11 protein-coding genes (1 of these 11 only partly in view) are annotated in these 12,501 nt (G+C 48.6%); 3 read left to right on the forward strand and 8 right to left on the reverse strand.

The features are described from left to right. Positions 1–260, forward strand: a 260-nt coding sequence (locus QVO39_RS04580) for an L-serine ammonia-lyase, iron-sulfur-dependent, subunit alpha (protein ID WP_021903202.1), incomplete at its 5' end; no start/stop codon positions are given. Between the two features lie 62 nt (positions 261–322). Here the strand turns inward: QVO39_RS04580 and QVO39_RS04585 are convergent. The 6 genes from QVO39_RS04585 to QVO39_RS04610 all read right to left on the reverse strand — a co-directional run bounded on the left by QVO39_RS04585 (position 323) and on the right by QVO39_RS04610 (position 9,305). Continuing rightward, positions 323–931, reverse strand: coding sequence for a LysO family transporter (locus QVO39_RS04585; protein WP_021903203.1), 609 nt, complete (start codon positions 929–931; stop codon positions 323–325). Then, positions 928–1,284, reverse strand: coding sequence for a LysO family transporter (locus QVO39_RS04590; RefSeq protein WP_288171765.1), 357 nt, complete (start codon positions 1,282–1,284; stop codon positions 928–930). The genes QVO39_RS04585 and QVO39_RS04590 overlap by 4 nt, the downstream gene beginning before the upstream one ends. A 136-nt stretch (positions 1,285–1,420) precedes the next feature. Next, positions 1,421–3,640, reverse strand: a complete 2,220-nt coding sequence (locus tag QVO39_RS04595; protein WP_021903205.1) for a HEAT repeat domain-containing protein — start codon at positions 3,638–3,640, stop codon at positions 1,421–1,423. Between the two features lie 18 nt (positions 3,641–3,658). Continuing rightward, complete coding sequence (locus tag QVO39_RS04600) at positions 3,659–5,215, reverse strand: DUF6850 family outer membrane beta-barrel protein (protein WP_021903206.1); 1,557 nt, start codon at positions 5,213–5,215, stop codon at positions 3,659–3,661. Between the two features lie 4 nt (positions 5,216–5,219). Then, positions 5,220–6,485, reverse strand: coding sequence for a DUF4876 domain-containing protein (locus tag QVO39_RS04605; RefSeq protein WP_288171766.1), 1,266 nt, complete (start codon positions 6,483–6,485; stop codon positions 5,220–5,222). A 9-nt stretch (positions 6,486–6,494) separates the two neighbouring features. Continuing rightward, positions 6,495–9,305 carry a TonB-dependent receptor gene (locus QVO39_RS04610; RefSeq protein ID WP_021903208.1) on the reverse strand — a complete coding sequence of 937 codons (2,811 nt, stop codon included), beginning with the start codon at positions 9,303–9,305 and terminating at the stop codon, positions 6,495–6,497. 154 nt (positions 9,306–9,459) lie between these two features. On the opposite strand from QVO39_RS04610, the gene QVO39_RS04615 reads away from it, so the two are divergent. Both QVO39_RS04615 and QVO39_RS04620 read left to right on the forward strand, forming a co-directional pair. Beyond that, positions 9,460–10,578, forward strand: a complete 1,119-nt coding sequence (locus QVO39_RS04615) for a 4-phosphoerythronate dehydrogenase (RefSeq protein ID WP_021903209.1) — start codon at positions 9,460–9,462, stop codon at positions 10,576–10,578. After that, entirely contained in the window at positions 10,533–11,780 is a 1,248-nt protein-coding gene (locus QVO39_RS04620; RefSeq protein ID WP_288171767.1) for a glycosyltransferase, read from the forward strand. The genes QVO39_RS04615 and QVO39_RS04620 overlap by 46 nt, the downstream gene beginning before the upstream one ends. A gap of 371 nt (positions 11,781–12,151) precedes the next feature. Here QVO39_RS04620 and QVO39_RS09175 read toward each other — a convergent pair whose 3' ends face one another. Beyond that, positions 12,152–12,478 carry a 3-hydroxyacyl-CoA dehydrogenase family protein gene (locus tag QVO39_RS09175; RefSeq protein WP_502685063.1) on the reverse strand — a complete coding sequence of 109 codons (327 nt, stop codon included), beginning with the start codon at positions 12,476–12,478 and terminating at the stop codon, positions 12,152–12,154. Then, on the reverse strand, positions 12,469–12,501 hold the end of the coding sequence (locus QVO39_RS09180; RefSeq protein ID WP_021903212.1) for a 3-hydroxyacyl-CoA dehydrogenase family protein. Its footprint extends 522 nt past the window's final position; 33 of the gene's 555 nt are visible here — the last part of the coding sequence; the start codon falls outside the window, past its right edge; its stop codon occupies positions 12,469–12,471. The genes QVO39_RS09175 and QVO39_RS09180 overlap by 10 nt, the downstream gene beginning before the upstream one ends.

Below are 12,501 nucleotides of genomic sequence, written 5' to 3' on the forward strand. Positions count from 1 at the left end.
AGATGGCTCTTGAGCATCACTTAGGTCTCACCTGCGACCCGATATGTGGTTTGGTGCAAATCCCTTGCATCGAGCGCAATGCTTTTGCTGCCGCCCGTGCATTGGATAGCAATACCTTCTCCGCCTTCTCCGACGGGTTCCACCGAGTTACCTTCGACCAAGTGGTAGAAGTGATGAAGCAGACAGGGCACGACCTCCCAAGTCTCTACAAAGAGACTTCCGAAGGCGGACTTGCCACCAACTACTGCATCATTCCCTAAGCGGAAGCACACTTGACACATATATATAAGGCGTATCTGGGTCTCCAGGTACGCCTTTATTTTTATCCTAAAGCTAGTTCAATGAAGAGTGTCACCAAGATCGGCACACTAAAGTCACAGACAAAGCCATGGTAAATGGCAGGCACCAAGTACTCCTTACCCGAGGCGTTGAGAATGGCTGGAAGTGTCACATCCATCGTCGTGGCCCCGCCAGCAGCAATAGGGGCAAGAGGACCGAGGTATTTTACCAAGAGCGGAGCCAAAAGGAGTGTCAAGAGCTCACGAAACACATTGGAAAAGAGCGCAATAGCACCTAGCGTAATCCCCAGCTTCTCCGTAATAAGGATACTCGAAAGAGAGTAGTAAGCCAACCCTTGCGATACCGCCAGCATCTCATAGAGCGATTGCCCAAGGAGCAAAGCAGCCACTACCCCACCACACATACTTCCAATGATTGTCAGAAAAGGCAACGCCAGCAAGCGAGGAGATAACTGCCTAAATCCTCTGATCGTATCACGATCATTCCCCACACTCAAGCCAACTAAAAACAGAAGCAGATAGAGCAGATAATTCCCTAGATCCGACTCCACAATAGCAGTAGGAACTAAATCAATACCCCCCAAGGCGAGCCCGAGGAGAAAGGAACCGAGCAATATAAGATTAGACTTCATACCTCCCGATTCTTTTTACCACGTCCAAAGAACCACGCCATCAGCACACTACCTGCAGTAGAGCACAAAGCTACCACCAGAGCAATCCCTACCACCACCAGTATATTGGCCATCTCACTCTGCGAGTGTGCCACCTCCAGCCCCAGCACAAAGAGTAGCAGACAGATCACCACCATCAAAGCAGTGCTAAGCCCCCTAATCCGTCGCCTCCTCAAGAGCCAACCACATACCACCCCCAGTAAAATACAACTAAATAGCTTCCACATCTCCTCACTCACCAATATCAATAGCTCCTCCCCTGCAAATCTACCAAAGATTACCCTACCCTCAGCAACCCAATCCAGCCTTTCCAAAAACGCCAGAGGTCTACACCCCTTTTTAGGATACTATCTTGTGGAAAGTGGTGGTAGCCGAAATAAGTATGGTCCCTTGTGGCAGGATAAATGTGTCGCCACAAGGGATCATAACTATCAGGATACAGCAAAGTACTTAACGAGGAGAGAGCCGCTTGATACTCTTTGCCGCCTCGTGCGAAACGAGCTGTGAAGAATCACCAAGCAAGGTAGATAGCTGCTCTTTGATTTCTGTAGCTTTGCACGAATAATTATACCAGCCTAGTGCCTCAATACTAGCTACTCTCACCGGCTCGCTATTGGAGGCGTCAAGAGCAATCTTGATCAAGGCTTCAGCTACCCTCGCATCTGGAGAGTTACGACAGCTACGTATCGCAAATAGCTGTTCTTTCACAGACTTCGCATCCTTGCTCTGAGGCAACAGTTCCTGTAGAAGACGCTCCCGTGCACTCTCAGCTGCCTGCATATCAGAGAGCAGTTTCTCCACCTGACTTGTAGGATATATAGGTGTGCGTGCCACGATGCTACGAAGCTCTTGAGAGAGCCTGTTACCATCCATCATTTTGAGGGCCCCGCTCTGCTTGAATACGATTCGCTTACAGTGGCTATCCTGCAACAAACTTTCTACTAGCGCTGGCGCCAATGCGTCCGAACCATTCTTTCCTAAAAGCTCAACGCTCATCCTCCGAATAAGTTCGTAGCTATCATGCACCCCCTCCTTGAGCACCTCCACGAAGTTGGCATCATTTATCTGACTCAATAACTTCAGTGCTTCTGTCCGTACAATCAGACTATTTGAGGTACGATAGGCATTGAGGAGGAGATCCGACACTTGTGGGTAATCCATTCGGTATAGCATCTTGAGTGCCAAAGCCTGCAAATCTCCCGATGGCACACGTAGCTGCTGCAACCAATAATTAGCATCCCTAGCTCTTAGCACCAATTGCTGGCTAAGGTTACTTGGCACTAGCTGGCTATCCGATACGAATCTATAGGTTGGGTCACCGATAAGGTGCGTCTCAAGGTACATTACCTGCTGATGCCACGAGCCCAACCGCATACCATCTGCGAGGAGCCCAAGTAGCTCATCTGGCCACTTATCTTGGATAACATTGACAGAATTGGCTTGGACTGCAAGAGTAGTTCCATCATTAAAGATATACTCTGCCGAAATATTTTCATCAAGATGAAATGAGCCGTTATAGCATGCATCGAGCATCACAAATCTCGCAGCAGGGGCAATGGCACGGAGGTCATCAATATAGATATCTAGGCTTCTATTAAATAGAGAGTCCGCTGCTTCCATCTCTGTAGTAAAAGTATCACTGATCCAAGAGATGGGGATATCTAGCTCCTTGGCAACTCTCTGAATCGCTTCATCAGGAGTCTCCCCTTTCCTTAGTCGCCTAGCTCTAGCACGTGCAAATAGCATTATATTCTCCTTAGAGATATCCACACTGCTCCCCTCTCGATATCCATTGATGTATTGATTTTGGGGGGCTCCGTGATGATGAAAGAGCATCACATCGAGATCAGGCTGCTGCACCTCGGTTAGGTAGTAGTACTTTGCGGGGAACTTATCATCAAAGTCGATGGCCTTAAAGCGCCCAGTGGGCAGAAACACACCCTCCAGCTGCTCCCTTAGTGCGATTTGCTCTCCTGCCCACGCTTGCTTAGACTCCGAGTTGTAGCCATGGCCACGAGCCATAGTGAGGTGGTCAAGCTTATTCCGAGAGTGGTTAGTTCGCTCCCTCACCACCTTTTGTAGATACTTCGTCAATGCCTGGTACTTCGTCTCACCCTCTCTATCATAGGGTCGGATACGTGCCGAATAGATATCGGCCTCTATCCTTTGTGCCCCTTCGCCCGAAAGGGAGTAGAAAAAGAGACCCGGTTTTGCCCCATCATACGGCAGTGGTACAAACTTTAGCCCAAAGCAATCATAGAAACGATCACTGGGGACACTTGAGCGCTCCCATGGGTACCTATTGGGATCCATCTTGAATGCCGATGTGAGATGATGAGCATCTCGGATCATCGCTACAGGTATATCCCCGATCAAGACACACCCCTCAAGTGGAGAGGAGGGGTCTTGATGAAGCTGTTGGAGAAGTGCTCTGATCTCATCAGGGCTACTCCAGTCATGAATAAGGAGATAGGTGCCAAGCCCATCTTGCTCCACCACATCTCGATAGGCATCAACTGCTGCCTTGGCGTTAGCATAGCTCTTACTATCTATCACAATGGCAAATGAAGTGGGAGTGACCACCCTTGGGGTCTCCACCACCTGTGCCATAAGTGATAGTGCACTAATCAATAGGGCGATGATGCCCAATAACATTCTATTGTACTTCATGTTGTAGGTGTATAAGTGTTAGAAAAAACAGCCCAAAGAACAAAGTGCGGAGGTACGGTGACCTAGACTTGAATTCAATGGGTGAGTATACCCCAATCTTGCCTTGAGGTATAGCATTGCACGGCTAGAGGATACTGGCTTTTGAGCATAGGAGATAGAAAGAGCCTCATTCCACAGGTCCGCCACCATATAACGATAGTCGGGCAGAGTGATATGCTCAGCCACAAATGAATTTACATACTGCCCATTGAGCTCTATATTAGAGTCGAATGCCCAAAGACGACCACCAGTAAGGGAAAGGTCGAGAGTGGGTGTAGTGGGTCTATCAAAAACAAATACCTTACGCACCTCCCCCATAATCGATGCCATTGAATACCCATACTCCGAGTGTGGTAGAATATACTGCTCCGAAGTTTGCGTAACCGCTCCTTTCAATCCCAACAACCACTCGTAGGGGTGCTGACTATTCCACGACCATTGATAGGAAGCCTCTAAGTGATTGCGGTGCTTCAAATACCTACCGCTACGAGACAGCTCAATATAGCCTTTAAAGGCTTCTGTATTATCATACTTTACGATGTACTGTATTCCTTTGTCCTTACTCACATCGTAACGCAGAGAGAGAGTATGCTGTGACGGGCTCCCCTTGCTCTGTAGAGTGAGGCCCGCGAAAGAGGCATCTGCAAGGAGAGAACCGGTACGCTGAGGGACTGTAAAGCTAATCTCTGCATCTTCTACAGAGCTCTCAAAACCAAGATAAAACATAGTGCGCCAATCAGTATCAATATTGTACTGCAACTCACCACCCACAGTATTTCGGATGTAATTAGTGACCCGACCAGAACCGATACGTGCCGTAGCACCTCCCATTCCGAACATCTCATAATAGGGTTGCTCCACATATATATTGATGTTTTGCATCCGGCTCTCCTCTTTGTACGACGCATACTTTAGGAGGAGTGAAAGCTGTGTTTCCTTATTGAAAAAGAGGAGCAGTGATGGCTGTAAATAGAGGGACATCGCATTATTATGTGATCTCACATCCCGTTGCTTGGCACCCTGCTCCGCCGAATAGCCAGCTGCTAGCCCAAAAGATAGGAGGCGATGATATACAGGAGTACCTGCCTTGAACTCTAGCTGATAGAGTTGATTTCTCCAATCACTATGATTTTCATCGGCCACAAAGTATGGGAGGTCACGATAGGGGCGAATCAGTGAAGCATTGTATCCCACCTCTTTGGCGATCTCTCTATCGTACTGAAATCTTCCCCAAAGGTGGTAACCATTCAATTGCACGGCCCCTTCTGCCATTGCCGAAAGGTCGTACAGCTTTTTGCCCTCCATTGCTCTGTGGTAGTCGCCCTTTTGCAATGCTCCTGACAAGCCCACAACGGTATACCATTGAGCATTCTCTAGCGCCATCCCTGCTGCATTATTATGCATGGCAGATAGCTGCTCGCCCTTCAACTTATCCAATGAAGAGAGGCTATTTACCTCTTGAGCTATAAGGGCATTGGCACACGATAGGAATAGAAGTAGGCACAATATTTGATATCGCTTATGATTGTAGCTCATTTTACTAGTTCTTTTTTAGTGAATGGTTCCATGCTGGCATTTTTGCTCCATATCTCCGAAGCATCGGTGTAACACCTCTATCAAAGTCATTGGTGCTATTATTGGTATCTTGCAAGAGAGGGGTACCATCGGGCCGCTGCCCTACTTTCTTTCGAGCCACACCCTGCCCGATGTAAGTATTACCGACATAGGTAATCCCCGCATCTATAAAGCTCGGCATACGCTTAGCATTGATCTTTGTTTCATTATCCACTGCCTCAACGCCATCTAACACATACTCTACAGGTATCTTGGCATAGATTGTGTTGCGCTTATTGCTCAGGTCTTTGGCTTGTAGTGACAAGTCATTGACTGGGTCGTAACTCTCCCCTTTTGGCACCTTGAAGAGCACATACGCACCTCCGAAAACAGTAGTCAAGTACTGCGGCACACGCCCCATTGCCTCCTTGCCATCATTAAAGATGTGGATCATATCATACGCTGGCTGGTCTGGGAATTTCTTATTAAACATATTGAATTCAAACTCCGAGCTGCTGCCATCAATAGGAGAATTAGGATTGTAAATACTTAGCTGGTGATTGGCAGCGAATTGGGAAATAACACAGCTCTCACCTGGCTTCAGTGGATACTCCTCGCCCGTGCCTGGAAAGCGCCAAACGCGATCGGTATATAGATACTTTCCAGCATCCTCCTTAGGCCATATAGGCAACTTTGTAGTCGCAGTACCTGGATAAAGGACACAGAAGTAGAGACCGTCAAGGAAGCAGACCTCATCTGAATTATTATATATCTCATAGAACTGGTCTCTGAAATACCGCTTGGGTGAACCACAGTAGTATATTTCCTTGAACACAAGGGGACTCAAACGTCCGTTCAATACCTCCAGCTCTACACGCAACCCATCTTCCAGAAGAGGATAATTGAGCAGGCTACCATTGGGGTAAGAGACTTCACCATCAGCCCCTACCGTCTCACCAGAGATATTGATAGAGTAAATTCCAGGTAATACTCCCGATACTTTGGTCTCATGACCCGTCAATGGATAAGTATAAGCCACCTGCTCATATTCATTGATCAGCTCCACCTTTGCTCCTGATGCCGAATCAAAGTCGGGGATAGCAGTATTCGCCACGATAGTCACTGAAATAGGCTGCACTAACTCAGTGTTTCTAGCTTGTTCAAAGGAGTTACACCCCACAGAAAAGAGCATCAAGAGGGCTATCAATGGCAGCCACCCAAAGGGGTGATGAGTATATTTGGCATTCATCATACTATACTTTTACTTGATAATAATTGTCAACTCAATACCGTAGAAAAAGGCTTTATTTCGGCTATAAAATGTACCTGGTCGTCGCTTCGACTCCACCCTCGGATAGCTTCTAAACATATTATTCGCAAAGAATGAGAGTCGCATAAAGTCGCCAATCTCCTTGGTAAGGTTGAAGTTGAAATTATAGAGAGGTGGAAATAGCTCATCAATATACATACTATCATCTCTATTTCTCAAAAGAGATGAAAACTCAGGCTCCTTTGCACGTGACACATCAAAAGGATATATCTTACCATCTACCTTAGAGATATAGGCAACCGGGATAGTATCGTTACCCATCTGGTAGCGATCCAATTCACGCCATATAGCCTCTGCAGTGAGGGTCAGTACAAGGCCAAGCTCTGGGATGTTATGTGTAGCTCTGATAGAGCTAGTCACCTGTTCATAGATATGCTTTTCCATCCCTTTTTCATAGAGTGCGGTATGGGTACGGTGTGCTCCCGCTTCACTACTTCTACCATCATAGTACTCATAACCATTATTAAAGTTTTTGGACCAAGCCCATGCACCTGATAGCGAAATAGTAGTGCGGATAGCATCAATGCGCTTAAGTGCCAAGTCCCACTCCAGCCCCCTACGGTAAGAAGTCAAGTGGTTAGATGGGCTGTAGTAGGTTGCAAGCACTGGATTAGAGGCAGAGAGCTCAAATCGTGGCCCATCAGGTCCCGTCACACGCTTGTACTCATTGTAGATAACTGGCTGGTGCTTTGGAGTAAGCGTATACCCATTATCCATACGCTCATCATAGGCAGTTACCATCAATTTTCCAATAGGTGTCTTAAGGTCAATGCCCACCTCGGCTTTACGATTTGTAGCAATCTCTAGCGACTTATTTTGGGTATCAAATACTCGGGTAGTAGTCATAAAAGCTTTATCCTCAAGGTCGCTAGCCATCTCATTTATATTAATGTACTCAAAGTAAGCACGCTCGGGATAGAGATAGAGGAGTGTAGGCATTTTGGCTGTTACTCCATAGGCACCTCTTACATAGAGCCAATTGGGAACTACCTCAATAGAGAGATTGGTACGTGGGGAGAGCTTTCCACCCACGAGGGATATTTGATCCCAACGAAGACCTGCCTGCCAATTCACGAGGTGACGATCGGCTATCTTCCAACTAAAGTTTTCCTCAGCAAAGAGACCCAGCTCGTGCACAAAAGGGATCTCACGATAGGGACGAGGGCGAAATGTAGCATTATGGGCTGCAATATTACGAAATGGAGGAAACTCTGGTGAGAACTCCTTTCCACGTCCAATATTGCCATCGACTGAATAATTGAAGCCCAATAATATCCGGTGATTAGTAGCTCCTAACTTACCGAAAAATGTTGCCGTTGCGCTAGAGAAAAAACTCAGCTCACGCCCATATAGGTCATAGCGACCTTTGTAATTAGAGGGGAGGTAGTGAGCATAGTGAGTCGGATCTACCCCATCATACTTGGTCAGTGGCTTTCCCGAAACATCGTAGAGCACCCTACCTGGCTGATTGGCAATAATGGCACCATCAACATCGGTCATAGAATATGGAGCCGTCGCAGAAGTATAGAGCTGGGTAAGGAAGCTATACTTATCATAATAACTGCCCGACACCACATACTTAATATTCTTCAGCCACCCTTTGTCAATGTTAATAGTACCATTGCTATTCATCGCAAATCTCAAGTTACGGCCATCCGACTCCAGCTCATTTGCGGCATCATCAGGGTTGCGATCTCGCTTATCGCGTCCGTACCATAAATCCAAAGAGGTATTGGTACGCCATTTGCCATCAAAGAATGTATTCGAATAGAGAAGCTTACCAACCGCCCTAGTAAAGTAATTGTACGAAGAGATTGGCGAGCTAGTATTCCTCGCATATTCGCCACTCACATTGAGGGATCCTCCATTCTTATCAAAAGAAAAGCCCTTGTGAGCAGAGAAGTGGTAAAGATTGGGATTAGTACGTGCCTTGATCACTAAAGGGGCCCGGCCCGCCTTGGAGGTAATCAAGACAGCGCCTGAGGTAAGGTCGCCATGAGATACAGAGGGGACACCCCGTACCACCTCTACCGACTCCACACTCTCCAGAGAGAGCAGACGAGTATCAAAGCCACCCGCTGGAGAAGCGCCACCCGATAATGCCGAAGTGCCTCCTCTTACAGAAGGATTCATCACCTGTAGATTGGCATTATTGGAGATAGGAGCTCCATCCTGTACAATAGCCGTTCCCAAAGCATTGATATTATCATCTCCACCTGCCGAGCGAATAGTCACCTGGCTTGCAGTAGAGAGGGAAGGATTAGTAGAAATACCCCCAGGCAAGAGCGACATTAAGTCAGAAAGGCTCACCGCTTGTAGGTGCTCCATTGCCATTGTGGAGATTTTGGATGATGTGGATTGCCCCGCCTTACTGGACTGTGCAGTCACCACCACTTCCTTTAGCCTAAAATCCTCATCTCGCATCACAAAGTCGAGCCGCTGATCACCACTCACCACAAGAAGGGTATCAATGGTCACTTTGCCAATAAAGGAAACCGTTAGTCGCACCTTACCCGAAGGCACTTCCTTGATATGGTATGCACCATCTACAGAGGTTATCGCGCCCATTCCATAGGTGGGAATCGAAACCGTAGCTCCAGGGAGAGGCTCCTTGACACCATTTGAGATTTCGTAAACCGTCCCGCTTAGATGATGCTTAGATTGTGCCCACACATTAGCTGGCAATAGAAGCATCAGAATAAGGAGGATTGGCATATAACGCCACGACACACTTCTAATCATATTTTACTAATTTGACGAATTGTTATTGTTTATTGCAAAGGTAATAAATACCAGCAACTCTATTCTCCCCTATAGTAGGTATATTGGACACCCTACGGAATCGGAATAAAATGGTACCTTTGGGGAGAGGAAGGGGGAGGCGCGGAGAAAGCGTATGAAACGGCTTAAGATAGTAGCAGAGAGTTCGGTGCCCTATATCAAGGGTGTGGCGGAGGTGCTGGGGGAGGTGACCTACCTCCCCTCGGAGGAGTTTGCCCCGGAGGCAGTGAAGGAGGCGGATTGGCTGATTATTCGGAGTACCACGAAGTGCGGTCGAGCGCTTCTGGAGCACTCTCGGGTGCAGCTAATCACCTCGGCGACGATCGGTTTTGACCACATCGATACCCACTTCTGCCACCAGGCGGGCATCACTTGGTACAATGCCCCCGGCTGTAATGCCGAGGCGGTGGCGCACTATTTTGCCACTGCCATAGCCCTTAGGGCGGTGGAATGTGGGTGGAACCCTCGTGGCAAGGTGATAGGGATTGTAGGGGTGGGCAACGTAGGGCGTAGGGTGGCACGAAATGCCCGGGCGCTGGGGATGGAGGTGCTCCTCAACGACCCCCCTAGGGCAAGGGCAGAGGGCCCAGATGCCTTTGTCTCGCTTCAAGAGATTGCCGAAAAGGCCGATATCATCGCTTTTCACGTACCACTTATTAAGGAGGGGGAGGATAAGACCGTGCACCTACTAGATGATAGGTTGGTAGATCTACTCCAAAGGAAACCGATCATTATTAATGCTTGTCGTGGCGCAGTGACCGATACCTCGGCCCTACTGAGGGGTTTGCGTGAAGGCAAAATCACAGACCTAGTGATGGACTGCTGGGAGGGGGAGCCAAATATCTCGCAAGAGCTACTGAAGCAGACTTGGCTAGGCACACCGCACATCGCTGGCTTCTCTGCTCAGGGTAAGGCCAATGGCGCGCGGACCTGCATAGAGCATGGTTTGGAGCACTTCGGACTAAAGCTCAGTAGCTCAGAGCCCCTCTACCCAACCCCCTTGAGCGCTCCCCTGCTACATCTCTCCAGTGACCAACCTCTATGGGAGGCACTCTTACAAACCTTTGGCATCAGGGGAGTGGACCGCACCCTTAGGGAGCGATCCCAGGAGTTTGAAACCCTTCGGCGAGAATATCACTACCCATACGAGCCATCAGAGTACCAGCTCCGGAGATGTGAGATGGGGGAATGGGCAGAGGCAGCACAAGGGATTGGTTTTCGGATAATAGAGTGATGAAGATTCTCCTCCTCAATACCTACCCGAGTGGGGGTGGTGCTGCAGTGGCGTGCCAGCGAACAATGGCACTCCTCTCACAGGCGGGGATGGAGGTACGGATGCTCACCATCACAGAGTTTGGGTGGCAGCATCGGGTCAGTTTCCTTGCCGACCGCCTAGATACGCTCCGTGCTGTCGGCGACCAACGCAAAAACCTCTTTCGCTTCTCCACCGCCCACTATGGCCTTGACATTGCTCACCACCCATGGGTGGCGTGGGCCGAGGTGATCCATATTCATTGGGTACAGCAAGGGTTTCTATCCGTCAAAGGTCTGGCAGAATTGCTCTCCATAAAAGGGAAACGGTTTTTCTGGACCCTCCACGACTTCTGGCCACTCACGGGCGGTTGCCATATCCCCTACGCCATAGGAGTAGATAGAGAGACCTCTTTTTGCCAAAGATTTACCGTGGGATGTGGAAGTTGTCCGCTTCTGGGTAGCAAAAGCAAGCAGGACCATTCGAGTAGGCTTTTTCAGTCGAAAAAGGACCTTCCGCTTGAGCAAATACACCTCGTGGCTGTGAGTAATGCGGTGGCGAAAGCGGTCGATGCCTCGCCCCTATTTAGTAAGAGTGCTATCACAGTGCTACACAATCCGATAGACCTGAAGCGGTTTTGCCCAGATTCGGCTACGAAAAAGCAAGAGAGCAGCCTCTTACTCGTTGCCTCACGCATTGATGATCCCGTGAAAGGACCTGATTTATTAGTGCAAATGCTCCGAGAAGCAAAGGCACTATCTGAGGAATGGGCAAGCAGTGCAAGCATCACTTTGGTGGGACAAATCAAAGATAAGTCTCTACTAGAGCAGATACCAATCCCCTACCGACATATCCCCCGAGCCGAGGGAGAGGAGCTGGTAAAGCTCTACCAAACGGCCTCCACCATCCTCTCCACCTCAAGATACGAGACGCTTGGGCAAACACTTGTGGAAGGCATCGCTTGTGGCACCCCTGCCATCGCCTTTGGCGTAGGTGGGATCCCCGATATCATTAGCCCGGAGAGTGGCAATGGTCAGCTCATTCGGCCATACGACACCACCGCCATGGCTCGTGCCGTGGTACACACACCCACTCCAAGAGATAGAAAGCAGATTGCCGACACCGTCCGCTCCTTCGGCATCGACGCCATCGCCCCCCAGTTGCTCCACCTCTACACCCTCTAACCCCCACCTATTCGGACTTTAGCAAAACTTTAGTTCTTAAATCTGCTTCACGCCTATTTCACCTGCTTGTAAGGGGTTCAATACTACAAAATAGAGAAGGTTTCAAAGCACCAAAACCGCCCTTCAGAACCCCTTGATATCCAACAACATATAAAACCGTCAACTGAGATGCAACTAAGCAATCGGTTAGTTGCAACTCAGCAAAAGCTTAGTTGCATCTCGGCAATTGCTTAGTTGCAACTAAACTTTTGGCTTCTCAGAACAGAAAATTTTGTACGGTTCATGGGCTCCTAAAGTAACAATCGGCAAAAAAAGATGGTGAAGTAGCTTGAGCCACTTCACCATCCGATGTGGGTATCGTAAGATAGGGGTTACTTGCTGTAGTCGTAGAAGCCTCTACCGGTCTTACGGCCGAGGAGGTTGGCACGAACCATCTTGCGAAGTAATGTATGAGGGCGGTACTTAGGGTCGCCATACTCATTGAAGAGCACCTCCATAATAGCAAGGCATACATCTAGCCCGATGAAGTCGCCCAGCTCGAGTGGTCCCATTGGGTGGTTGGCACCCAGTTTCATAGCGGTATCGATCTCCTCCACGGTAGCAACACCATCGGCATATTCACCAATCGCTTCATTGATCATAGGGATCAGGATACGATTGACTACAAATCCAGGGGCTTCATTGACCTTCACTGCCACCTTGCCGAGCTGCTCACAAAGCT

Origin of the sequence: Porphyromonas sp. CAG:1061, from assembly GCF_000435035.1 — a bacterium.
Lineage (GTDB): Bacteria > Bacteroidota > Bacteroidia > Bacteroidales > Porphyromonadaceae > Porphyromonas_A > Porphyromonas_A somerae.

Excerpts from the sequence above, each read along its gene's own strand:
- QVO39_RS04585 (WP_021903203.1), bottom strand. The coding sequence starts at position 931 with ATGAAGTCTAATCTTATATTGCTCGGTTCCTTTCTCCTCGGGCTCGCC.
- QVO39_RS04595 (WP_021903205.1), bottom strand. The coding sequence starts at position 3,640 with ATGAAGTACAATAGAATGTTATTGGGCATCATCGCCCTATTGATTAGT.
- QVO39_RS04600 (WP_021903206.1), bottom strand. The coding sequence starts at position 5,215 with ATGAGCTACAATCATAAGCGATATCAAATATTGTGCCTACTTCTATTC.
- QVO39_RS04605 (WP_288171766.1), bottom strand. The coding sequence starts at position 6,485 with ATGATGAATGCCAAATATACTCATCACCCCTTTGGGTGGCTGCCATTG.
- QVO39_RS04610 (WP_021903208.1), bottom strand. The coding sequence starts at position 9,305 with ATGATTAGAAGTGTGTCGTGGCGTTATATGCCAATCCTCCTTATTCTG.
- QVO39_RS04615 (WP_021903209.1), top strand. The coding sequence starts at position 9,460 with ATGAAACGGCTTAAGATAGTAGCAGAGAGTTCGGTGCCCTATATCAAG.
- QVO39_RS04620 (WP_288171767.1), top strand. The coding sequence starts at position 10,533 with ATGGGCAGAGGCAGCACAAGGGATTGGTTTTCGGATAATAGAGTGATG.